Annotated in this window: 21 protein-coding genes; 7 read left to right on the forward strand and 14 right to left on the reverse strand. The window is 72.9% G+C overall.

The features are described 5' to 3' along the window. Positions 1-3: 3 nt before the first annotated feature. From FHU33_RS12910 to pheS, 4 genes are all read right to left on the reverse strand, one after another. Positions 4-1,800 carry a SpoIIE family protein phosphatase gene (locus tag FHU33_RS12910; protein WP_142025709.1) on the reverse strand — a complete coding sequence of 599 codons (1,797 nt, stop codon included), beginning with the start codon at positions 1,798-1,800 and terminating at the stop codon, positions 4-6. 92 nt (positions 1,801-1,892) lie between these two features. Then, positions 1,893-2,768, reverse strand: coding sequence for an SDR family NAD(P)-dependent oxidoreductase (locus tag FHU33_RS12915; RefSeq protein ID WP_142025710.1), 876 nt, complete (start codon positions 2,766-2,768; stop codon positions 1,893-1,895). Then, positions 2,761-5,247 carry a phenylalanine--tRNA ligase subunit beta gene (gene pheT / locus FHU33_RS12920; RefSeq protein WP_142025711.1) on the reverse strand — a complete coding sequence of 829 codons (2,487 nt, stop codon included), beginning with the start codon at positions 5,245-5,247 and terminating at the stop codon, positions 2,761-2,763. The genes FHU33_RS12915 and pheT overlap by 8 nt, the downstream gene beginning before the upstream one ends. Further along, complete coding sequence (gene pheS / locus FHU33_RS12925; protein WP_142025712.1) at positions 5,244-6,326, reverse strand: phenylalanine--tRNA ligase subunit alpha; 1,083 nt, start codon at positions 6,324-6,326, stop codon at positions 5,244-5,246. Before pheS ends, pheT begins: the two co-directional genes overlap by 4 nt. Positions 6,327-6,530: 204 nt before the next feature. Between pheS and FHU33_RS12930 the strand changes: the two genes are divergently transcribed. The 3 genes from FHU33_RS12930 (at position 6,531) to FHU33_RS12940 (ending at position 11,301) form a co-directional block, all read left to right on the forward strand. Beyond that, positions 6,531-7,922: a transposase gene (locus tag FHU33_RS12930; RefSeq protein WP_142025713.1), complete on the forward strand. Its 1,392-nt coding sequence runs from the start codon at positions 6,531-6,533 to the stop codon at positions 7,920-7,922. A gap of 197 nt (positions 7,923-8,119) precedes the next feature. Continuing rightward, on the forward strand, positions 8,120-8,962 hold the full coding sequence (locus tag FHU33_RS12935; protein ID WP_142025714.1) for an EamA family transporter: 843 nt from the start codon (positions 8,120-8,122) through the stop codon (positions 8,960-8,962). A gap of 71 nt (positions 8,963-9,033) precedes the next feature. Next, entirely contained in the window at positions 9,034-11,301 is a 2,268-nt protein-coding gene (locus FHU33_RS12940; protein WP_246063574.1) for a diguanylate cyclase domain-containing protein, read from the forward strand. 6 nt (positions 11,302-11,307) lie between these two features. On the opposite strand, the gene FHU33_RS12945 is transcribed toward FHU33_RS12940, so the two are convergent. Both FHU33_RS12945 and FHU33_RS12950 read right to left on the reverse strand, forming a co-directional pair. Next, positions 11,308-11,622: a DUF4873 domain-containing protein gene (locus FHU33_RS12945; protein WP_142025716.1), complete on the reverse strand. Its 315-nt coding sequence runs from the start codon at positions 11,620-11,622 to the stop codon at positions 11,308-11,310. Between the two features lie 17 nt (positions 11,623-11,639). After that, positions 11,640-12,326, reverse strand: a complete 687-nt coding sequence (locus FHU33_RS12950) for a TetR/AcrR family transcriptional regulator (protein ID WP_142025717.1) — start codon at positions 12,324-12,326, stop codon at positions 11,640-11,642. 65 nt (positions 12,327-12,391) lie between these two features. On the opposite strand from FHU33_RS12950, the gene FHU33_RS12955 reads away from it, so the two are divergent. Beyond that, complete coding sequence (locus FHU33_RS12955; RefSeq protein WP_142025718.1) at positions 12,392-13,330, forward strand: AurF N-oxygenase family protein; 939 nt, start codon at positions 12,392-12,394, stop codon at positions 13,328-13,330. 18 nt (positions 13,331-13,348) lie between these two features. Here FHU33_RS12955 and FHU33_RS12960 read toward each other — a convergent pair whose 3' ends face one another. From FHU33_RS12960 to FHU33_RS12980, 5 genes are all read right to left on the reverse strand, one after another. Next, positions 13,349-14,137: a TrmH family RNA methyltransferase gene (locus tag FHU33_RS12960; protein WP_142025719.1), complete on the reverse strand. Its 789-nt coding sequence runs from the start codon at positions 14,135-14,137 to the stop codon at positions 13,349-13,351. Positions 14,138-14,233: 96 nt separating this feature from the next. Further along, positions 14,234-14,629: a 50S ribosomal protein L20 gene (gene rplT / locus FHU33_RS12965; protein ID WP_142025720.1), complete on the reverse strand. Its 396-nt coding sequence runs from the start codon at positions 14,627-14,629 to the stop codon at positions 14,234-14,236. A 39-nt stretch (positions 14,630-14,668) separates the two neighbouring features. After that, complete coding sequence (rpmI, locus tag FHU33_RS12970; RefSeq protein WP_092200389.1) at positions 14,669-14,863, reverse strand: 50S ribosomal protein L35; 195 nt, start codon at positions 14,861-14,863, stop codon at positions 14,669-14,671. A 93-nt stretch (positions 14,864-14,956) separates the two neighbouring features. Beyond that, positions 14,957-15,544: a translation initiation factor IF-3 gene (gene infC, locus FHU33_RS12975; RefSeq protein WP_142025721.1), complete on the reverse strand. Its 588-nt coding sequence runs from the start codon at positions 15,542-15,544 to the stop codon at positions 14,957-14,959. 449 nt (positions 15,545-15,993) lie between these two features. After that, positions 15,994-16,479, reverse strand: a complete 486-nt coding sequence (locus tag FHU33_RS12980; RefSeq protein ID WP_246063576.1) for a PH domain-containing protein — start codon at positions 16,477-16,479, stop codon at positions 15,994-15,996. A 6-nt stretch (positions 16,480-16,485) separates the two neighbouring features. On the opposite strand from FHU33_RS12980, the gene FHU33_RS12985 reads away from it, so the two are divergent. The 3 genes from FHU33_RS12985 (at position 16,486) to FHU33_RS12995 (ending at position 19,368) form a co-directional block, all read left to right on the forward strand. Next, positions 16,486-17,604, forward strand: coding sequence for an MBL fold metallo-hydrolase (locus tag FHU33_RS12985; protein ID WP_142025722.1), 1,119 nt, complete (start codon positions 16,486-16,488; stop codon positions 17,602-17,604). Further along, entirely contained in the window at positions 17,583-18,185 is a 603-nt protein-coding gene (locus FHU33_RS12990; protein WP_246063578.1) for a uridine kinase family protein, read from the forward strand. The genes FHU33_RS12985 and FHU33_RS12990 overlap by 22 nt, the downstream gene beginning before the upstream one ends. Positions 18,186-18,252: 67 nt before the next feature. Beyond that, positions 18,253-19,368 (forward strand): uroporphyrinogen-III synthase, encoded by a 1,116-nt coding sequence (locus FHU33_RS12995; RefSeq protein ID WP_142025723.1) that lies wholly within the window; start codon positions 18,253-18,255, stop codon positions 19,366-19,368. 14 nt (positions 19,369-19,382) lie between these two features. Here the strand turns inward: FHU33_RS12995 and FHU33_RS13000 are convergent, their stop codons facing one another. From FHU33_RS13000 to FHU33_RS13010, 3 genes are all read right to left on the reverse strand, one after another. Next, positions 19,383-19,871, reverse strand: a complete 489-nt coding sequence (locus tag FHU33_RS13000) for a hypothetical protein (protein ID WP_142025724.1) — start codon at positions 19,869-19,871, stop codon at positions 19,383-19,385. Positions 19,872-20,234: 363 nt separating this feature from the next. Further along, entirely contained in the window at positions 20,235-20,807 is a 573-nt protein-coding gene (locus tag FHU33_RS13005; protein WP_142025725.1) for a GNAT family N-acetyltransferase, read from the reverse strand. 40 nt (positions 20,808-20,847) lie between these two features. Next, positions 20,848-22,245, reverse strand: coding sequence for a nitrate/nitrite transporter (locus tag FHU33_RS13010; protein WP_142025726.1), 1,398 nt, complete (start codon positions 22,243-22,245; stop codon positions 20,848-20,850). Between the last annotated feature and the right edge of the window lie 95 nt (positions 22,246-22,340).

Here is a 22,340-nt window from a genome sequence, read left to right on the forward strand (position 1 = left end):
CGCTCACATTCTGTGCGCCGACGCGTCCCAGCTCTTGACGCGGGCGACGAGCAGGACGACGTCGTCCTCGGATTCGGTGATCAGCCGATCGAGCAGCGCGTCGCAGAATTCGTCAACGGGCAGGTAGTAGAGCTCGGCGGCCGCCGCCCGCAACCGTTCCAGGCCCTCGTCCAGCGACTGGCGGCGTCGCTCGACCAGGCCATCGGTGTAGAGCAGCACTGTCGCACCGGGAGCCAGGACCACCTCGTGGTCGGTCCGGGAGCTGTTCCCGTACACCCCCAGCAGCATCTCGGGACGGTGCGCCAGCACATCCACCGTGCCCTCGGGGTGGACCACCAGGGGCGCCGGGTGCCCGGCGTTGGACCAGCGCAGTACGAGGCGCCGACCGGCCGCGTCGTCGCGGTCCGGCCACGAGTGGCACACGATGGCGGTGGCCAGTGAGGTCACCTCCAGCCGGGCGAGAGCGCTGTCGAGCGCGGACAGGATCACCCCGGGGGACCCCTGGACGGTCTGGGCGACACCCCTCAGGACGTTGCGCACCTGCGCCATGGCAGCGGCGGCGGAACTGTCGTGACCGGCGACGTCACCGACGACCAGAGTCGTCGTGCCGTCTCGAGTGGAGAAGGCGTCGTACCAGTCGCCGCCGACCTCGGCGTCACGTGCCGCAGGCTGGTAGCGGGCTGCCAGCTGCAGGGTGTCGGACTGGGGAAGCGCGGTGAGCAGGCTGCGCTGCAGCGTCTCCGACAACCGCCGAATCTCCTGCGTCGCCTCCTGCTCCGCCTTCTCGGCGCGCAACCGGTCGAGCGCCTGCGCGGTGAGGGCCGCCAGGGCGAGCAGGAGTGCCTGGTCCGCGGGGCGCCACGGATTGGGCGTCTCGAACGCGACCGACAACGAGCCGATGGTCTTCGCCTGGGAGATCAACGGCACCGAGGCAGAGCCTTCCGTACGCGCGGAGCGGTACAGCTCTTCCGCACCCGGGAACAGCCGGACCACCTCCTCACGATCGGCCAGGAAGAGCGGCTCGCCGGTCACGGCCACGTGCACCATGGGCAGCGGGAAGTCGAGCGGGAGCTCGGCGACCTCGGCGCTGACCTCCTCGTCGAAGAAGGTCGTGGTGAGCGAGCGGATCGTGGCCGTTCCCTGCTCGAACAGGCAGAGCACCGCGCCCTGGGCGCCGACGACGGAGGCACCCGGACCGGTGACGACGGACAGCACGTCGATCTCCGTCTGCGCTTCGGCCAGCGCCTGCGCCACGTCGACGAGCGCACTCAGGCGGCCGGCGTCGACCGCAGCGGCACGCTCGGCCGTGACGTCCCGGAAGTACCACGCCCAGCCGATGTACTGGCCGTCCGGGCCGGGCAGCGCTGTCCCGTACCGGTCGAGAACCCGACCGTCCAGCAGCAGCAGCTCGTCCCGCGCCGATCCCTCCGCGCGGTCGTACAGCTCGTGGACCCGAGCAAGGAAGGCATCCGGGTCCGCGAGCTTGTCCAGCACCGATGCCAGGGCGGCCTCGTCGTCGCCGGAGGCGACGACCTCCGCAGGGATCGGCCAGATCTCCTGGAACTTCGCGTTGGACGAGATGATGACCCCGTCGGAGGAGACGACGACCATCCCGTCGAGTCCGCCCTCCACGGCGGCTCGAAGCAGCTGCGACTGTGGATCAGCGGCCGGCTGCGATTCCGATCCCTCGGTTGCCTCGCCCCCGGTCACCGTGGACACCGGTCGGGCAGCTCCGTCGGCGACGTCGTCCATCGCTCCCACGCCTCCCGACCGGCGCGGCAGCGCGCGTACGACCAACACGTCAGGCCGAGTTTACGGCGTAGTCGTAGGCCGTGGGGGCCGGCGGACGGCCCGTCTCGGGCGACCTGTCGGTGCCCCTCCGGACGAGCCGCTCAGGCCAGCGGGTCCACGTCGCCGTAGGGAACCAGGCGTAGCTGCCGGGCATCCCGCTCCGGCGTCACGCCTCGCACGACGTGGAGTTCGTCCGCTCCGGCACGCAGGAAGCGGCCGGACCAGGCGTCCAGCTCCCCCGCCGCGATCGCGAGGACCATCTCGACGACGCGCTCCGGCGGCGTCCAGTCCTCGAAGCCCTGCCACATCGCCATCGAGCGGGTCATCGGGGTGTCGACGGCGCCCGGGGAGACGTCGAAGGCGCGCACGTCGCTGCCCTCCAGCGCCGCGGCCAGCGCCTCGGTCATGCGCATGAGGCCGGTCTTGGCCACCGAGTAGGCCGAGTATTCGGGGCGCGCGCGCACGCTCATCCCGCTGGCGATGTTGACCACGCGGCCGCGGTTGCGCAGCACCATCCACGGCACCACGGCCCGCGAGAGCAGGAAGCCGCCCTTGACGTGACTGGAGACGACGTCCCACCACTGGTCGGGGTCGGCCTCCCAGAGCGGAACCTCGAGCGCGTCGATCAGCCCCGCGTTGTTGACCAGCAGGTCGACCTGACCCAGCTGCTCGACGACCCGCTCCACCGCCGCCTCGACCGATGCGCGGTCGGTGACGTCGGCGGCCACGGCCAGCGTCCGGGCACCGGTCGTCGCCGACACCTCGTCCATCGCCGCGCGCAGCCGCTCCTCGCCGCGGGCCAGTCCCGCCACGGCCATGCCGTGCGATGCCAGCGCCTCGACCAGGTGCCGGCCGATGCCCGTGGAGGCGCCGGTGACGAGCGCGACCTGCCCGGATAGATCTGCCTGTGCGGCCCCCTCCCGGGTCCCGCGCTGAGCTTGCGAGGGGTGGGGAGGAGGGGGTCCTTTCTCAGCCACGGAGCTCCGCCCCGTGCGCCTGCTCGGCGAAGCGCACGACGCGGTTGCGGACCTCGGCCGCCTCCTCGCCGCTGAGCGTCCGGTCGGGCGCCCGCAGCGTCAGCGAGTACGCCAGCGACTTCCGCCCTTCGCCGACCTGCGGACCGGTGTAGACGTCGAACAGGCGCAGCCCCTCCAGCAGCTCGCCGGCGCTCTCCCGGATCGACGACTCCAGGTCGGCGGCGGTGACCGGCGCATCGACGACGAAGGCCAGGTCGAGGTAGACCGGCGGGAAGGAGGAGATGTCCGGCCCCATGGGCACCCCGGCGGCGGGCAGGGCGTCGACGTCGAGCTCCATGACCGAGGTACGGGCCGGCAGCTCCAGCGCGGCGCAGACCCGCGGGTGCAGTTCGCCCGCGTGCCCGACGACCCGGCCGCCGGCGAGGAGCTCCGCGCACCGGCCGGGGTGCCACGGCGCCTGCTCCCCCGCCCGCACGGTCAGCTCGACCCCCGAGGCGGCCGCGACCCGACGCGCTGCCTCCACCGCGTCGGCCCAGCCGGCCGGGCGGCCCGCGCCCCACCAGCCGCGCGGTTCACGGTTGCCCACCAGGGCGACGGCCACGTGCCACGGCTGCGCGGGAACGGCGCCGAGCAGAGCCTCGAGGGTCGCGTCGTCCGGACGCCGGTCCACGCCGGGCAGCGGAGCCGACCCGCGGCTGCCTCCGTGGAAGACCGCGCCGTGCTCGAACAGCGCGAGGTCGCGCTGCCCGCGGGACAGGTTGCGAGCCAGCGTGGCGAGCAGGCCGGGCAGCAGCGTCGTCCGCAGCGCCGGCTCCTCCTCCGAGAGCGGGTTGCGCACCAGCACGACCTCGCGGCGCTCGTCGTCCTCGGGAAGGTTCAGCGCGTCCAGGGCCGCCGTCCCGACGAAGGGGTAGGACGGCGCCTCGACGTACCCGGTCTCGGCCAGCGTCCGGCCGACGCTGCGCCGCCGGCGCTGCACGTCGGTCAGCCCCCGGCCGGGCGGCGCCGTCGGCAGCACCGAGGGGACGTCGTCGTAGCCGGCGAGCCGGATGACCTCCTCGACCAGGTCGACCGGATCGGTCAGGTCGGGGCGCCAGCTCGGTGGCGTGACGGCCAGCGGGCTGGAGCTCGCATCGACGTCGCAGCCGACCGCCTCGAGCAGGTCCACCACCTGGGCCGCCGTGTAGGGAACCCCGGCCACCTGAGCCGGCTTGGCGGCGTCGACCTCGATCGCCGGCCGCGGACCACGCATGTCGATGTCGACGACACCGCCCACGACCTTCGCCCCGCCGTACTCGCAGAGCAGGTCGGCGGCGCGGGCCAGTGCGACGACGGTCATCTCCGGGTCGACGCCGCGCTCGAACCGCTTGGCCGCCTCGCTGGGGAGCCGGTGGCGGCGGGCGGTGCGGGCGACGCCGGCCGGTTCCCAGTGCGCCGCCTCGAGGAGGACGGCGGTGGTGCCGTCCCCGATCTCGGTGGAGGCCCCGCCCATGACGGCGGCCAGCCCGATGGGGCCGCTGTCGTCGGTGATCAGCAGGTCGTCGGTCGACAGCGTGCGCACCGTGCCGTCCAGCGTGGTGAGCTTTTCGCCCTCCCGGGCCAGCCGGACGGTGATCGGCCCGGTGACGGCGCCGCGGTCGAAGGCGTGCATCGGCTGGCCGAGCTCGAGCATCACGTAGTTGGTGACGTCGACGGCCAGGGAGATGCTGCGGACGCCGGCCTGCGCCAGCCGTCGGCGCATCCACCAGGGGCTCGACGCGGTCGGGTCGAGGCCCTCTATCGCGAGCATCGAGAAGCGGTCGCAGCGCTCGGGGTCGGCGACCGACACCTCCCATGCGGGAGCCCCGGACCACGCGGGCGGGGTGATCGTGCCGGGGTCGCGCCACGGCGCGGCCAGACCGGTGCCCATCTCGCGGGCGATGCCGCGCATGGCCAGGCAGTACCCCCGGTCGGGCGTGACCGCCAACTCGATGACGACGTCGTCCAGGCCGGTGACCGGGCCGGCGGGCGTGCCCGGCGGCGGCACGTCGGCGCCCTCGCCGCCCAGCACGAGGATGCCGGCGTGGTCGTCGCCGATCCCCAGCTCGCGGACCGAGCAGATCATCCCGTCGGAGACGTGGTCGTAGGTCTTCCGTGCGGCGATCGCGAACCCGCCGGGCAGCACCGCGCCGGGCAGCGCCACGACCACCGTGTCGCCCACCGCGAAGTTGGTGGCACCGCACACGATCCCGCGGACGTCTCTCCCACCCGCCCCGTCCTCCCCCACGTCCACCTGGCAGTAGCGGATCGGCTTCTTGAAGCCGGTCAGCTCCTCGATCTCCAGGACCGTGCCGACGACGAGCGGTCCGGTGACCTCCTCGGGGCGGTGGATCTCCTCCACCTCGAGACCCAGGCGCACGAAGGCGGTGTCGAGGTCCTCGACGGACGTTCCCGCGGGAACGTCGACGTACTCGGCCAGCCAGCCGATGGGAACTCTCACTGCTCCACCCCGAATGCCTTCGTGAACCGGACGTCGCCCTCGACGATGTCGCGCATGTCGCCGACGCCGGAGCGGAACTGCAGGGCGCGTTCGATGCCGAGGCCGAAGGCGAAGCCCGAATATTCGTCGGGGTCGATGCCGCAGGCGACGAGCACCCGCGGGTTGACCATGCCGCAGCCGCCCCACTCGACCCAGCGCGGGCCGTCCCGGTGCTCCGGGAACCAGACGTCGAACTCCGCCGACGGCTCGGTGAACGGAAAGTACGACGGCCGCCAGCGGGTGATGGCATCGGCGCCGAACAGGATGCGGGCGAGGTGGTCCAGCGTGCCGCGCAAATGCGCCATCGTCAGACCCCGGTCGACGGCCAGGCCCTCGACCTGGTGGAAGACCGGGGTGTGCGTCGCGTCGAGCTCGTCGGTCCGGTACACCCGCCCGGGCGCGACGACGTAGATCGGCGGCGTGCGCGACAGCATGGTGCGGGCCTGCACCGGGCTGGTGTGCGTGCGCAGGACCAGCCCGGAGTCCTCGTCCCCGTCCCGCCCGCCCGCGACGAAGAAGGTGTCCATCATCGTGCGGGCCGGGTGGTCACGGCCGATGTTGAGCGCGTCGAAGTTCAGCCACTCCGCCTCGAGCTCGGGGCCGTCGGCGACCTCGTAGCCCATGCCCACGAAGACGTCGCCGATGCGCTCCATGAGCGTGGTGATCGGGTGGCGGGCGCCGCGGGGGGTGCGGTCCCAGGGCAGCGTGACGTCGACCCGCTCCTCGGCCAGGGCGCGGGCGTCGCGCTCGGCCTCCAGCTCGGCCAGCCGGATCTCGTAGGCCTGGGTGACGGCCTGCCGGGCCGCGTTGACCCGCTTGCCGGCGTCGCTGCGGGCAGCGGGCGGCAGGGCGCCGAGCTCGCGGCGGGCCAGCAGCACCGGCGCTCGGTCGCCCAGGTGCGCCGGCCGGACGGCGGCCAGCGCCTCCAGATCACCGGCGTCGGCGAAGGCCTTCTGCGCGGCGGTCACCGCGTCGTCGAGGGCCTCCGGGGAGAGCGCGGCGACCTGCTTGGGGTCGTAGGGATCGTTGGCGCCAGACACGGGAGTCCATTCTGCCCGCCGGGCCCGACCGCCCGCGTCTGGGTTCCGCTACGAGGGTGCCCGCGCGGCGCCGGCAGCCGCGTCCTACCTCACCGCACAGGGTCCTACCTCACCGTCGACGCTGAGGGAGGACCCACCATGATCGAGCCTGTCGCACAAAGCGCGCCTGATTGATGATCATCCTGGGCGGCGGGAGACTGGGGTATGCCGCAGAACTTCATCCGCGGGGATGTCGATCAGGGGTTCCTGCTGCCGCCGGATGTGCGGGATTGGCTGCCCGACGGGGAGCTGGCCTGGACGGTCAAGGATGCGGTGGACTCGTTCGACCTGTCGGGGTTCAAGCGCTCGTATCGGGCCAACGGGCAGGGCGCGGCGGCGTTCGACCCGGCGCTGATGGTGGCGGTGCTGCTGTACGCGCACGCGGTCGGGGTGCGCTCGTCGCGGGCGATCGAGCGGCACTGTGTCCGCGATGTGGCGTTCCGGGTGCTGGCCGGCAATCGGGTGCCCGATCACGCCACGATCGCCCGGTTCGTCACGCGTCACCGCCAGCCGCTGCAGGAGCTGTTCGCGCAGGTGCTGCGGGTGTGTCACGAGGCCGGGATGGTGCGGCTGGGCGTGATCGCGGTGGACGGGACGAAGATCGCCGCGAACGCCTCCTGGTCGAAGAACCACACCTCGGCGTCGCTGGCCCACCAGGTCGCCGAGGAGCAGGCCCGCTACGACCAGCTGGCCGCCGAGCTGCTCGACGAACAGACGCGCATCGACGCGGCCGAGGACGCCGAACACGGCGACGACCGCGGGGATGAGCTGCCACCGCCGCTGCGCCGGCGGGCCGAGCGGTTGGCTCGACTGAAGGAGGCCAAGCAGCGCCTGGACGACGAGCAGGCCGCGGCCGTGGCCGAGCAGGAGGTGAGGAAGGCCGAGTGGCAGCGCCGCAAGGACGCCGGCACCCGCCGCGGCGCCCAACCGGGCGAGCATCCACCGGGCCGCAATCCGGACAAGGACAAGCCGCCGCGGGCCAACGCCACCGATCCGGACTCGCGGACGATGCGGGGCGGGCGGGGGCTGGTGCAGGGCTACAACGCCCAGGCCGCGGTCACCGAAGACCAGCTCATCGTCGGCCAGACGCTGACCCAGGCGGCCACCGACGCCCATCAGCTGTTTCCCGTCCTCGATGACGCCGCCGAGCAGCTGAACCAGGCCGGCATCGAGGAGACGCCCGACACCTGGGTCGCCGACGCCGGCTACGCCAACGAGGAGACCTTCACCGAGGCCGAGACCCGCGGCCTGCGCCTGCTGGCCCCGATGATCAGCGACGAACGCCGCGCCGCCGGCGAGGACCCCGCCGGGGACAAACCGCTGACCTCCCGCCCGGCCACCGCCCGCGCCCAGGACAGGCTGCGCACCCCCGAAGGCACGGAGAAATACGCCCTCCGAGGACGCACGGTCGAACCGGTCTTCGGCCAGATCAAAGACCGGCAGGGACTACGCCAGCTCCTCCGCCGCGGCCTGCAGAACGCCAAGACCGAGTGGTCGCTGGCCTGCACCGTGCACAACCTGCGCAAGATCCACGCCCACCGGCTGGCCACCGCCTGATCCGGGGGCGGCCGGCACCGCCGACAGCGCTGACCGGGCCACTATCCCCGCTCCCGACCACCATCAACCGGCGCCCGCCCCCCGACTCACAGCGCAACATCACCCAGCGATGCACCGCGGCGGCTCATCCGCCACCGTTCGCGCGACAGGCTCGATCAGGGAACCTGATCATCGGACGGGACAGCAGGAGGTCATTCGTGGCGGTGGTCCTGGCCCTGGCCTCCGCCGTGGTCTACGGCGCGTCGGACTTCCTCGGCGGGCTGGCCAGCCGCAGGACATCGGTCTTCGGCGTGGTCGCGGTGTCGCAGCTCGTCGGTCTCGCGGCCCTGCTCGCGCTGCTGCCGTGGCTCGGCGGCCCGGTGGACGTGGCCGACCTCGCCTGGGGCGCGGCCGCGGGGATGGCGGGCGCCGCCGGCCTCGTCGTCTTCTTCCGCGCCCTGGCCCACGGCGTCATGAGCGTGATCGCGCCGGTCACCGCGGTCACCGCCGCCGCGGTCCCCGTGCTGGTCGGCCTCCTCGGGGGCGAGACCATCGGCACGTGGGCGTCGGTCGGCATCGCGCTCGCCCTCGTCGCCGTCGTCCTGGTGTCCGCCGAGGCCGGGCTGTCCGCGCTGCGCGCGGCCCCGCCGTCGGCGCTGGCGCCCGCCCTGCTCGCCGGGACCATGTTCGGTCTCTTCTTCGTGCTCCTCGACCGGACGTCGGCCGACGCGGGACTCACCCCGCTGGTCACCGCGCGGCTGGCCTCGGTGATGCTGGTCGTCCTCATCGCCCTCGCCGGGAAGCAGTCCCTGCGGGTCACCCGGCCGGCGCTGCCGCTGGTCGCGCTCTCCGGCGTGGGCGACATGACCGCCAACGCCCTCTTCCTGCTCGCCACCCAGGCCGACGGGCAGCTGGCCATCACCGGGGTCCTCGCCTCGCTCTACCCCGTCAGCACCGTCGTCCTCGCCCAGGTCGTCCTCCGCGAGCGGCTGGTGGGAGCGCAGGTCGCCGGCCTGCTGTCCGCCGCCGTTGCGGTCGTGCTCATCACGCTGCCCGGCTGAGATCTCCCCCCATGGGAGGGCGCGGCGCGCGTGGGCTCACTCCGCCGTGCCACCCGGCCGATGGGAAGGACGTGGACTCATCTCCCCAGACGCTGGAGAGCGCGCTCGACGCGGCGCTGGCTCCCGGTGGCGTACGCAGCGTGTTCCAGCCGATCGTCGAGCTCGACACCGGCCGTGTCGTCGCCTACGAGGCACTCGCCCGCGGCCCGGAAGGACTGCTGCAGCGTCCCGACCTGCTCTTCGCGGCGGCGCGCGACGCCGGCCGGCTCGCCGAGCTGGACGAGATCTGCCGGGCAGCGGCCTTCCAGGGCGCGGTCGACCAGGGCCTGCTCGCCCCGCTGACGGTGTTCGTCAACGTGGAACCCGAGATCCTCGACAGCGCCCCGATGGACGACCTGCTGGCCATCGCCGAGGGCGCCCCGCGGAGCTTGCGGATCGTCCTGGAGATCACCGAGCGCGCCCTGGCCGCCCGGCCCGCGGAGCTGCTGCGCACCGTCGAGCGCGTCCGCTCGCTGGGCTGGGGGGTGGCGGTGGACGACGTGGGCGCGGACTCGATGTCCCTGGCCTTCCTGCCGCTGCTCGCCCCCGACGTGATCAAGCTCGACCTGAGTCTGGTGCAGGAGCGTCCCGGCCCGGCGATCGCCGAGATCATGAACGCCGTCAACGCCCACGCCGAGCGCACCGGCGCCGTCGTCCTCGCCGAGGGCATCGAGACGCACGCGCACCTGGCCACCGCCCGTGCCCTCGGGGCGACCCTCGGGCAGGGCTGGCTGTTCGGCCGGCCCGGCCCCGGGGCCGCCCCCGGCCTGACCGCCGGGGAGCTGACGCTGCCGGGCTCGGCCGCGGCCGCCCCGGTGGACTCCTCCCCCTTCGGCTGCCTGCCGGGCACCGTCCCGCTGCGCCGCTCGGCGAAGTCGCTGCTGATCGAGCTGAGCAAGCAGCTCGAGCGCGAGGCCATGCGGCTGGGCGACACCTGCGTGGTCGCCGCGACGTTCCAGGAGGCCCGCCACTTCACCCCCTCGACCATCCAGCGCTACCGCGACCTGGTCGACCGCACCGGCTTCGTCTGCGCCCTGGGCGAGGACCTCCCGGTCGAGCCGCTCCCCGGCGTGCGCGGGGCGGCCCTCGACCCCGCCGACCCCGTACGCGGGGAGTGGGACGTCGTCGTCCTCAGCCCGCACTTCAGCGCCGCGCTGCTCGCCCGCGACCTGGGCGACGGCGGACCGGACCTGGAACGCACCTTCGAGTACGCGCTCACCTACGACCGCGACACCGTCGTCCGGGCCGCGCATGCGCTGCTCAGCCGGGTGGCGCCGCGGACCGGCGTCCCCGTGGCGGCCGCTGCCTCCCGGCAGGGCGCTCCGGACGTCGTCGCCGTCGTTCCGATCCCGATCAGCGGGGACGGGGACGCGCTGCTGCGCAGTGCTCTCGCCGCCACGACGAGCGGGGTCACGATCGCGGACATGCGGCAGCCCGACCAGCCGCTGGTCTACGTCAACGAGGCGTTCGAGCAGCTCGCCGGCCTGCCGCGCGCCGACGTCCTCGGCCGCAACTGCCGCTTCCTGCAGTCGCCCGACACCGACCCGGCCGCCGTCGCCCGCATCCGGGCCGCGATCGGCCGGGGCGAGGAGTGCCGGGAGACCCTGCTCAACCTGCGCGGGCCGGATCGGACGCCGTGGTGGAACGAGATCCACCTGGCCCCCGTCCTCGACGCCGACGGCGCCGTCGCGCAGTACATCGGGGTCCAGCACGACGTGACCGCACGCGTCGAGGCCGAGCGGGCCCTGATCCAGGAGCGCGACCGCAACCGCGCCTGCCTGACCCGGATCGAGGAGCTGGCCTACACCGACCCCCTCACCGGCCTGCCCAACCGGCGCCGGCTCGAGGAGCAGGTCGAGACGGCGATCTGGAACGCCCGCAGCGGCTCGGACACCCTCGCCCTGCTGTTCGTCGACCTCGACGGCTTCAAGGCGGTCAACGACCGCCTGGGCCACGCGGCCGGGGACGAGCTGCTGCAGGCCGTGGCGCGGACGCTGCGCGGCCGCCTTCGCCGGGGCGACCTGCTCGCCCGCCTCGGTGGGGACGAGTTCCTCGTGGCGCTCACCGGGCTCGACCCGGAGTCCGCGGCGGCGGAGGCCCGCCGCGTGGCCGACGACCTGTCGGCGGCCGTCAGCGCCCCGATCGAGCTGGGCGCCTCCGACGTGGCCGTCGGCGCGAGCGTCGGGATCGGCGTCTACCCCGGGGACGGCGAGGAGTTCGGCGCGCTCCTGCACAGCGCGGACGTCGACATGTACGCCCGGAAGACGGCGGCGCGGCGGACGGCGGTCGCGCAGCGCTGACCGCCGTCAGTCGCGGGCGAGCCCCTCGCCGTCGCCGTCGAGGAGCTCCACCGGGAACGGCGGCCGGCCCAGGCCGCTGATCCGGGTGTTGCCCCAGGCGTCGCGCTCGGTGGCCTCTGCGGCGGCGCTGCCGTGCGGCGTGCTCAGCACCAGTGCCGTCCGGGCGGGCAGATCGGTGGCGACCCTGCCCGACCAGACGACGTGGCCGGCGAGCGGGTCGAACCGCGCGGCCAGTGCCGCGCGGGCCGCCCGTGGCGGCTCCCCTTCGAGGGCCAGGGTGACCTCCCCGTCGTAGCCCTCGGGTTCCTCGTGGCCGGACATCGGAGCTCCCTCCCGGATCAGCGGGGCGGCGGCAGCAGGGCGCCGAGCCCGCCGTGGGCCAGGGCGACCAGCTGCTCGATCAGCTCGGCGGTCGGGACGGTCCGGGCCGTGGACCACCAGTGCGCCGACAGCTGGACCATCCCGACCACGCCGTAGGCCCACGTGGTGGCGGGCTCCGTGGGCAGCCCGGCGTGGTCCAGCCGAGCCGCCATCAGGGTGGCCAGGGCGGCGGCGATCTGGTGCTCCGTGGCCGCCACGAGGTCCGCGCGCCCCGACCGGCCGGTCTGCGCGTAGGCGAACCGGTAGAGCTCGGGCTCGTCCTCGATCAGGGACACGAACGCGGTGATGACCGCGCGCAGGCCCGCTCGGTCGTCGGGCTGCTCGCGGGCGATCTCGCCGAGGAGCCGCGGGAGCAGGACCGTCCGGGAGATCCGCTCCAGGACGGCGTCGACGAGCTCGTCCTTGTCGGAGAAGTAGCGGTAGATGACGGTCTTCGAGACCCCCGCGCTCCGGGCGACGTCGTCCACCGAGAACTCCGGCCCAGCCGACCGCACGGCCTCCACCGCGGCGCCGACCAGGTCCTCGCGGCGGGCCCGGCGGTGCTCGGTCCAGCGGGACCGCCGGCCGTCCTGGTGGGGCGCCTCGGGAGCCGGTGAGCCGTCGGATCGTGGCGGCGCGCCCCGGTCCTCCGCCACATCTTGCATGTGTTTCACGGTAACAGCTACCTTTCCTCAACAGCCGCGTTCCGACGTCCCGGGGGAGCTCGCCGATGACTGCCACGATCCCGTCCACCATGCCCACTTCCACGCCGGCTCAGTCCGGCCGCAGGCCGGTCGACCGGGAGGAACTCTCCAGCCGTCTCCTGGGCTCGGCGGCCAAGAGGTCCTACGACCCTGTCGTGGACATCGACTGGGCCGCGCCGATCCCCGACGACCTCTACGGTCTGTCACCGGAGTGGTCCACGCTGTACGGCACGCCGATGTGGGACTCGCTGACGGAGGAGCAGCGCGTCACGCTCACCGTCCACGAGTACTGCTCGATCTCCGGCGTCGGCATCTGGTTCGAGTGCCTGCTCATGCAGCTCGTGCTCAAGGACGTCTACGGCGAGGACCCCGCGCAGCCGCACGTCCAGTGGGCCCTGACCGAGATCGCCGACGAGTGCCGGCACTCGGTGATGTTCGCCCGCACCGCAGCGACGTTCGGGGCGCCGTCCTACCAGCCACCCGCGACGATCCTGCGGCTGGGGAAGGCCTTCGTGCAGCGGTTCGACGGCCCGGCGGCCTACGCGGCGATCCTGGTGGCCGAGGAGATCCTCGACATCTTCCAGCGGGACCTGATGAAGGACGAGCGAGTCCAGCCGCTGACCCGCGCCACCAGCCAGATCCACGTGGTGGAGGAGGCCCGGCACATGCGGTTCGCCCGCGAGGAGATCGCCCGCCGGACCCCGGAGCTCTCGCGCTGGCAGCTGCGCAGGCACCGGACGGCGGTGGCCGCGGTGGCCGCCATCGTCGCCGAGAACCTGGTGCAGCCCCAGGTCTACGCGTCCGTGGGCCTGGACCCGAAGACGGCGAAGGCCGCGGCGCGGGCCAACGTGCACTACGCCGGCAAGCTGCGGGACGCCTCGAGCGGCCTGGTGACGTTCCTCCGCGACGTCGGCCTGATCGGCGGCCCCTCCGAGCGGCTCTGGCAGCGCGCCGGCCTGGTGTGATCAGCGCAGCGGAAGTGCTCAGCGCTGGGCGAGCTGGGTCGCATAGAGGCAGATCGCGGCGGCCGCGGCGAGGTTGAGGCTCTCGGCGCGCCCGCGCATGGGGATCCGCACCCGGTGATCGGCCACCGCCGCGAGGTCGGCGGGCACGCCGCGGGCCTCGTTGCCGAAGAGCCACAGCACGGGGCCGGAGAGCTCGTCGTGCAGCTCGTCGAGTGCCGCCTCTCCCCCGCCGTCGGCGGCGAGGACGGTCACCCCGGCCGCGCGCAGCTGCGTCAGCAGGGGCTCCAGGGGTGCACCACGGACGACGTCGACGTGGAAGAGGCTGCCCGCGCTGGCGCGCACCGCCTTGCCGCCGTACGGGTCGGCCGAGCCGGCCCCGAAGACCACCGCTCCGGCCCCGCAGGCGTCCGCCGTCCGCAGCACGGTGCCGGCGTTGCCGGGGTCTGCGAGCTCGGCCAGCGCCACGGACAGCTGCGGCGGCTGGGCGACGAGCGCGCCCGGATCGACGTCCCGGAGCTCACAGACGGCCAGCAGACCCTGGGGGGTGACCGTCTCCGAGAGGCCTGCGGCGGCTCTCTCGGTGATCAGCCGGACCGGGACGTGGGTCGCGGCCAGCAGGTCGCGGTGGGCGGCCGCCGCCGGCTCGGTGGCGAGGACCTCGCGGACGCCGTCCGGATCGGCGAGCGCCTCGGCAACGGCCTGCCGCCCCTCGGCGAGGAACAGCCCGGCGCTGTCGCGGCCGGACCGGCGGGTGAGCTTGCGGGCGGCGACGATGCGGCCGGACCGCTCGGTCAGCAACTCGGTCACGCCTGGGTTCCCTTCTCGGCCATGACAGACGCCGACGCCGCCGGCGCCGACCCGGAGGGGCCGGTCACCGACGGCGTCGGGACGGTGCTGCGGAGATCAGGCAGCGGCCGTGTCGGTCGAACCGTTCGCCGGGGCGGCGGCGACCGCGGCGCGCGCGGTCTCCACCAGGGCGGCGAAGGCGGCCGGCTCGTTCACGGCGAGCTCGGCGAGGACGCGACGGTCCAGCTCGATGCCGGCGAGCTTGAGGCCCTGCATGAACCGGTTGTAGGTCATGTCGTTCAGGCGGGCCGCGGCGTTGATCCGGGTGATCCACAGCTTGCGGAAGTCACCCTTGCGCGCCTTGCGGTCGCGGTAAGAGTACGTCGCCGAGTGGAGCAGCTGCTCCTTGGCCTTGCGGTACAGCCGGGACCGCTGACCGCGGTAGCCGGCAGCGGCCTCCAGGGTCGTCCGGCGCTTCTTCTGGGCGTTGACCGCCCGCTTCACGCGTGCCACGTGAGAGCTCCTGTCTGTTCGTTACGGGAAGAGGGGCGGTCAGAGACCGAGCAGCTTCTTCATGCGGCTGGTGTCGGCCGGGGACAGCACCCCGATGCCCTTGATCCGCCGCTTGCGCGAGGACGACTTGTGCTCGAACTTGTGCTGGTTGTTGGTGTGCTCGCGCACGAGCTTCCCGGACCCCGTCACGCGCACGCGCTTGGCCGTGCCCTTGTGGGTCTTCTGCTTCGGCATGTCCCTCGTCCTGTTCGTCTCTCGTCGGTGCTCGTCGGCAGCGTCCTGCTGCCGGACGGCCCGGCCGTCTCGGTGGTGCGGATGTGCGGCCGCTCAGGCGCTGGGCGCCTGCTCCTCGGTCGCCGATGCCTTCTCCGCCTTGGCGGTGCGGCGGGCGGCGTCGGTGGCGGCCTGGTTCCGGTGCGGGGCGATCACCATGACCATGTTGCGGCCGTCCTGCTTCGGGTTGGACTCCACGACGCCCAGCTCGCTGACGTCGGCGGCCAGCCGCTGCAGCAGCCGGTAGCCCATCTCCGGGCGCGACTGCTCGCGGCCGCGGAACATCACGGTGATCTTGACCTTGTCGCCGCCCTTGAGGAAGCGCTCGACGTGGCCCTTCTTGGTCTCGTAGTCGTGCGGGTCGATCTTCAGGCGCAGCCGCATCTCCTTGATGACGGTGAGCGCCTGGTTCCGCCGGGCCTCGCGGGCCTTCTGGGCGGACTCGTACTTGAACTTCCCGTAGTCCATGAGCTTGGCGACCGGAGGACGCGCCATGGGAGCGACCTCGACGAGGTCGAGCTCGGCGTCCTGTGCCAGGCGCAGTGCTTCGCCGATGGACACGACGCCGACCTGCTCACCCTCGGGTCCGACCAGGCGGACCTCGGGGACGCGGATGCGGTCGTTGATGCGGGGCTCGGTGATGGCCTCTCCTCTGCTCTTGCCTGTGAGGAGTCCCTGGCCCGTCCCGGGCGCCGGAAGGACGAAGGCCCCGGAGCATCAGCTCACGGGGCCCACTCTCCGGTGCCGCACGCACCTGGGGCGCGTACGCGACGCGACAGCCGACCGACGGCCGGCTCTCGCGATCCGGGGACCTGAGCGCCTGGACGGCGTCAGGTGGGAGCGGGCTCCTCTTGGATCAACGGCCCGGGAGGGCCGCTGGATGGTTCGCGTGCCTCGATGAAACAGAGAGGCACCTTCATGGTACAGCGCCCCGGCGGGTGCGGTCACACCGGACCGATCGGCCCGCACCGTCACCAGCTCCAGCCGCCTGAACGGCCGGTGGGCCGCCCCGGGGCCGGCTCGACGTCCGGGCGCGCGGCTCGACCCGCTCGACGTCGGCTTCCCGGTCGGTGGGGAGAGGGAGTCCTCCCTCAGTTGTCGTACAGCAGCGGCGGCGGGACCGGGTCGTTCGCCCGGGCCGCGTCGCGCAGCGCCCGCAGGCCTTCGACGGCGCGCACCGCGTGCTCCTTGTCCATCGCCTGGACGGCGAGCAGGGAGACCTCGTCCCCGTTCTCCAGCAGCAGCGACGCCCATGCCGACTTCCGGTCGAACCGGACCGCACGCACCGCCTGCCAGGACAGCTGGTGATGGACGACGACGTTGCGGACGCGCACCCCCTCGTCGTCGGCGTCCACCCGGGACCGGCCCAGGAAGAGGACACCCGCGGCGAGCACGAGTCCGATGCCGATGATCGCGACCTGGTCGGAGGTCCGGTAGGTGACGACGGTGTTGGTCGTCTCCTTCAACCCCAGGGCCACGAACACCATCACGCCCACCACGACCGCCGCCAGGACGGCGAGGAGCAGCCGCATCCGGCGGGGCACGGCCGACACCGGGCCGGCAGGGGTTCGCGTCACGGGTCCATGGTGGCAGCCCTCGCCGTCCGCGGGGCCGAACGGGGCGGAACGGGGCGGCTGGCAGAGTGCGAGCACGTGGAGATCACCGGCACCGCCCAGCACGCCGCCTGGCAGTCGCGCACGCTGCCCCCGGTGGAACGGGTGCGCGCCGGGCTGTGGTCGATCCCGGTGCCGATCCCCCACAACCCGCTGCGCTACGTCAGCGTGCACGCCTTCGCGCTCGACGGAGGAGGCCTCGGACTGCTCGACACCGGCTGGGAGAGCGACGAGAGCTGGGCCGCCCTGACCGACGGGCTCTCGTCGATCGGCGCCGCCGTCACCGACGTCCGCGGGGTCCTCGTGACCCACCTGCACTTCGACCACCTGGGGCTGGCCTCCCGCGTGCGCGAGGCCTCCGGTGCCTGGATCGCCATGCACCCGGCCGACGCCACCGTCGTCGCCGGCCTCAACGCCACCGGCGCCGCCGAGGCGGTCGCCGGTGAGATCGAGTTCCTCGTGGGCCTGGGCGCCGACCGGGAGGAGGCGACCTCCGACGTCGGGCCGCCCGAGCGGATGGAGGCGTTTCTGCGGATGGCCGTTCCCGACCGGTTCCTCGAGGACGGCGAGGTCGCGGACTTCCCGGGCTGGCGGATGCGCGCCGTCCACACCCCGGGGCACACGCCGGGCCACCTCTGCTTCGCCGAGGAGAATGCGCGACTGCTCTTCTCCGGCGACCACGTCCTCCCCCGGATCACCCCGAACATCTCCACCGGTCAGCGCGGGGCGGCCGATCCGCTGCGCGACTTCCTCGAGTCACTGGCCGCCGTCCGCGACCTCGACCCCGACGAGGTGCTGCCGGCGCACGAGTGGCGCTTCCGCGGCCTGGACACCCGGGTCGACGCACTCACCGGCCACCACGAGCAGCGGCTGACCGAGCTGCTCACCGCGATCCGCGACCATCCGGGCTCCACCCCGTGGGATCTCGCCGCCTACCTCACCTGGTCCCGCCCCTGGGAGCAGTACGAGCGGCGGATGCGGATCTTCGCCGTCACCGAGACCGACGCCCACCTGCGCCTGCTCGCGAGCCGGGGGCTGGTCGTCAGCAGCGGCGGGCCGGTGCCGACGTGGACCCTGGGCGTCCGCTGAGCGCCGTCCTGTCGATCGACGCGCTGGCCGAGCGGGTGCGGACGGCGCCCGCGCGGCTCGGCGACGTCCGGCTGGTCTGCGTGGACGGGCCGGCCGGCTCCGGCAAGACCACCCTCGCCACCCGGCTGGTGTCCGCGCTCGGCGACGCCGCCACGCTGGTCCACCTGGAGGACCTCTACGCCGGCTGGACGATCACCGGCGCCGTCGCGCGGCTGCAGGCAGGGGTGCTGCGGCCGCTGGCCGAGGGACGCGCCGGGGGTCACCACCGCTACGACTGGGCCACGAGCCGGTTCACCGCAGAGCCGGTGGCCGTCCCGGCGCCCGCGGTGCTCGTCGTCGAGGGCTGCGGGAGCAGCCCCCGCTCGCTCGATCCGTGGGCGACGCTGCGCCTGTGGGTGGAGGCGCCGGCCGGGCTGCGCCTCGCCCGGGGGCTGGCCCGCGACGGCGCCGACCTGGAGCCCGCATGGCAGCGCTGGCTGGTCACCGAGGCCGCGGAGTTCGCCCGGGAGCACACCCGCGCCCGGGCCGATCTCCGGGTCGACGGCACGTCCCCGACGGGCGACGCCCTCGTCCTGGTCTGATGGTTCCGTGCGCCGGGTCTCATCTTCCCGACACACGCCGGATACACCGGCGCAGCACCATGGGGCAATGAGCCAGAGCGCCCCGGAGACCGAGCTCCTGCCGCTGGCCGGCTACACGGTCGCGGTGACGGCCGCGCGACGCAAGGAGGAGCTGGGCGCGCTGCTGGACCGCCGGGGTGCCCGGGTGGTCTACGCCCCGGCGATCCGGATCGTCCCGCTGGCCGACGACGCCGAGCTGGTCGCCGCCACCCGCGAGGTGCTGGCCCGGCCTATCGATCTCGTCGTCGCCACCACCGGGGTCGGCTTCCGCGGCTGGCTGGAGGCCGCTGACGCCTGGGACCTGCCGCTGGTCGAGCACCTCAGGCCGGCCCGGGTGCTGGCGCGGGGCCCCAAGGCCCGGGGCGCGATCCGCGGCGGCGGCCTGGTGGACGCGTGGTCACCGGAGTCGGAGTCGTCGGCCGAGGTCCTCTCCCACCTGCTGTCCGGCGCCGAGGGGCCGCTGGAGGGACGCCGGATCGCCGTCCAGCTGCACGGGGACCCGTTGCCGGACCTCGTCGCCGGCCTGCGCGACGCCGGCGCCGACGTCCTGACCGTTCCGGTCTACCGCTGGGTGCTCCCCGAGGACGTCGGGCCCGTGCGCCGGCTGGTGGGCACGATCGCCGCCGGGGCTGTGGACGCCGTGACCTTCACCAGCGCACCCGCCGCGGCCAGCCTGCTCGCCGTGGCCGACGAGCTCGGGCTGCGGGAGGACGTCGTCACCGCCCTGCGCGAGCGGGTCCTGGCGGTCGCGGTCGGCCCGGTGACCGCCGGCCCGCTGGACGCCGCGGGCATCCCGTCCGCCCAGCCCGAGCGCGCCCGGCTCGGTGCGCTGGCCCGCGAGGTCGTCGCCCGGCTGCCCGAGCGCAACCCGATGCTGCGGCTCGGCCCGCACACGCTGCAGGTCCGTGGGTACGCCGTCGTCCTCGACGGTCGGCTCGTCGAGCTGGCCCCGGGTCCGATGGCCGTGCTGCGCGAGCTGGCCCGGCGTCCCGGTCACGTCGTCCCCCGCGCCGATCTGGTCGCCTCCCTGCCCGGCGGCGGGGACGGGCACGCGGCGGAGATGGCCGTGACCCGCCTGCGCGCAGCCCTCGGCGCGCCGGTCGTCGAGACCGTCGTGAAGCGCGGCTACCGCCTGAAGGTCTGACGGGCCGGACGCTCTTACGATCCTTCTGGCTGCTCCCCAGGCTCCGTCAGTGCGATGCGTTCCGTGTCGTCCACGAATCGCTCTAGCGCCTCCCAATCACTAACGGTGGCTGGATTCTGCTTGACAGTGGTTAGCTCGTTTCGAAGCCTGGCAAGTTCAACTCTGGTCTTTGCGTGCCCGATTCTTGCCCTGTTGACCCGCTCCCAGAGCCATATGACACCTCTGGAGGCAGCAAACGCCGCTCCCCAAGGGGCAATGTCGAATACGACTTCCATAGGGCTGGCGTAAGAGACGCGCCGAACCCGCAGTTCACTAGCGTCGAAATTGGATGCTACGTCGGCATCGTCTTCTTCGAGCTCAACCGCCACCCGGTAGCCAACCGTCATGACTGAACGGACTCCCCAGAAGTACCGCTGCAGTTCAGCAAAGTTCAATTGGTCGTCGTAGCGACGCACAAAGGTCAGTCGTAGCAACGTATCAGGCGGCGCGGAAACCGTGGTCACACGTGACAGCCTAGCGGCACGACGCATTACACGCCACAGTTCGCATTTAAGATGAATGGCACGGCGATTAGTATAAGTTGACAAGTCGCAAACGCGTTGCTTTGAATGTTGCCTTAGCGGCATTGATTTTAGACTACGTGTTACCAGAAAAGAGTTGTGCCGAGGGAGAATGTGCAAGGAGGTCAGCCCTCAAGCACATAACGTGTTATGACGTTATTGGTCCCCAGGGCGTCATACGCGGCCTGCGCCAGCGTCGTCATAGCCGTAACGCCAGAGCCGGTGGCGCTTCCGCGCGGGTGGCTGCCACACCGCAAATCTCGTCATCACCGGCACGCCCGGGGCGCGCTCGACATGGTCGAGACCTCAGCGCAGGTCTCGTCGCACCAGCACGCGGGGGAAGCCATTGAGCACCGACTGCGTGTCGGCCGCCTTAACGAACCCGGCCCGCTCGAACAGTGCCCGTGTACCGACGTAGGCCATCGTGAGGTCGACCTTCGCGCCGTCGTTGTCCACGGGGTACGCCTCGACCACGGGGGCGCCACGGTCGCGGGCGAACTCGACGGCGCCGCCGACCAGCGCGTGGCCGATGCCCTGTCCCCGGTGCCCGGGACGCACGCGGACGCACCACAGCGACCAGACGTCGAGGTCGTCGACGTGCGGGATCCTGCGGTTGCGGGCGAAGCTCGTGTCGGCGCGCGGATGGACGGCGGCCCACCCGACCACCTCGTCGCCGTCGAAGGCGAGGACGCCGGGCGGCGGGTCCTCCCGGACCAGCTGCCGTACGCGCTCCCCCCGCGCAGGCCCACGCAGCTCGAGGTTCTCCCTGGACGGGATCCGGTAGCTCAGGCACCAGCACACGTTCGCGTCCGGCCGTCTGGGGCCGACCATCGTCGCGACGTCGCCGAAGCTGCTCGCCGGACGCACCTCGATCGCCATGCCGCCATCGTGGCAGCACCCACCGACAGGACGAGGTCCGTCAGACGGCGCCGTGGAGGGCCTTCGGGCGCAGGTACACGGTCCAGGTGACGGGGACGCAGGCGACGTAGAACGCGATGAACACGAGGTAGGCGGAGTCGCCGGTGCCCGTCGTCATGAAGGACTGCCGGAACGCCAGGTTGACCAGCACCCCGCCGAAGGCGCCGATCGCGCCGGCGATGCCGATCAGCGCCCCCGACATCCGCAGCGCCCGGCGCTCCGCGGCCACCGCGTCCCCGCCGGCGGCCACGGTCTGCAGCGCCTGCGACCGGAAGATCGCCGGGATCATCTTGTAGGTCGAGCCGTTGCCGATGCCGCTGAGCACGAACAGCAGCACGAAGCCGACGACGAACAGGGGCAGCGACTCCACCTGGCTCGCCGTCCAGACCACGCCTGCGCCCAGGGCCATCGCCACGAAGTTGCAGCACGTGATGCGTGCGCCGCCGAACCGGTCGGCCAGGGAGCCGCCGACCGGACGGACGAGGGAGCCGAGCAGCGGGCCCAGCCAGGTGAGCGAGGCGGCGGCGAGCGGCGTCGCGAACGAGTCGGTGAACTGGTTCTGCAGCACCTGACCGAAGGCGAAGCCGAAGCCGATGAAGGAGCCGAAGGTCCCGATGTAGAGGAAGGACATGATCCAGGTGTGCGGCTCGCGGGTCGCCTCCCGGATGGCGCGGGGCTGGTTGCGCGCCGTCGTCAGGTTGTCCATGACCAGGGCCGCGCCGAGGGCCGCGACCACGATCAGCGGCACGTAGAGGAGCATGATGACCCGCGGGTGCTCGGCGCCGATCGTCGCCAGCACCAGCAGCCCGACCACCTGGACGACGGGGACGCCCAGGTTGCCGCCGCCGGCGTTGAGGCCGAGCGCCCAGCCCTTGAGCCGGTCGGGGTAGAAGGCGTTGATGTTGGCCATCGAGCTGGCGAAGTTGCCGCCACCGACGCCGGCCAGGCACGAGACGACGAGCAGTGTCGTGAACGAGACTCCGGGTTCCAGCACGACCGCGGTGGCGACTGTCGGGATCAGCAGCAGGGCCGCACTGATTATCGTCCAGTTGCGGCCGCCGAACTTCGCGACCGCGAACGTGTAGGGCAACCGGACGAAGGCCCCCAGTGCGGTCGGCAACGTGGTGAGCAGGAACTTGCCGGCCGGGTCGATGCCGTACACGGCCTCGGGCAGGAAGAGCACGAGGACCGACCAGAGACTCCAGATCGAGAAGCCGATGTGCTCGGAGAAGATCGAGAAGAGGAGATTGCGGCGCGCGACCGGCCGGCCGGTGGTCTCCCAGAACTGCGGGTCCTCCGGTCGCCAGTCGTCGATCCATCTCCCCCCACGGCCGGACGGCGGCGCGGCGACCGTCTCCTGCTCGATCGTCGTCCGGGCTGGGCGGGTGGGGGCGGCCATGGGACGACGGTCGCAACGGCGGGTAACACCTGAGTCGCCCCGGCGCTGAACTCGTGTTCCGTTCTCCTCACCGCGACTGCCCCCCAGTGGTGAGG

Source organism: Blastococcus colisei (assembly GCF_006717095.1).
Classification (GTDB): Bacteria; Actinomycetota; Actinomycetes; order Mycobacteriales; family Geodermatophilaceae; genus Blastococcus_B; species Blastococcus_B colisei.

Bases quoted from the DNA above. Each gene is read 5' to 3' on its own strand.
- FHU33_RS13005 (WP_142025725.1), bottom strand. From the start codon at position 20,807: ATGGCGATCGAGGTGCGTCCGGCGAGCAGCTTCGGCGACGTCGCGACG.
- FHU33_RS12945 (WP_142025716.1), bottom strand. From the start codon at position 11,622: ATGTCCGGCCACGAGGAACCCGAGGGCTACGACGGGGAGGTCACCCTG.
- rpmI (WP_092200389.1), bottom strand. From the start codon at position 14,863: ATGCCGAAGCAGAAGACCCACAAGGGCACGGCCAAGCGCGTGCGCGTG.
- FHU33_RS12995 (WP_142025723.1), top strand. From the start codon at position 18,253: ATGAGCCAGAGCGCCCCGGAGACCGAGCTCCTGCCGCTGGCCGGCTAC.
- FHU33_RS13010 (WP_142025726.1), bottom strand. From the start codon at position 22,245: ATGGCCGCCCCCACCCGCCCAGCCCGGACGACGATCGAGCAGGAGACG.
- FHU33_RS12950 (WP_142025717.1), bottom strand. From the start codon at position 12,326: ATGCAAGATGTGGCGGAGGACCGGGGCGCGCCGCCACGATCCGACGGC.
- FHU33_RS12955 (WP_142025718.1), top strand. From the start codon at position 12,392: ATGACTGCCACGATCCCGTCCACCATGCCCACTTCCACGCCGGCTCAG.
- FHU33_RS12985 (WP_142025722.1), top strand. From the start codon at position 16,486: ATGGTGGCAGCCCTCGCCGTCCGCGGGGCCGAACGGGGCGGAACGGGG.
- FHU33_RS12930 (WP_142025713.1), top strand. From the start codon at position 6,531: ATGCCGCAGAACTTCATCCGCGGGGATGTCGATCAGGGGTTCCTGCTG.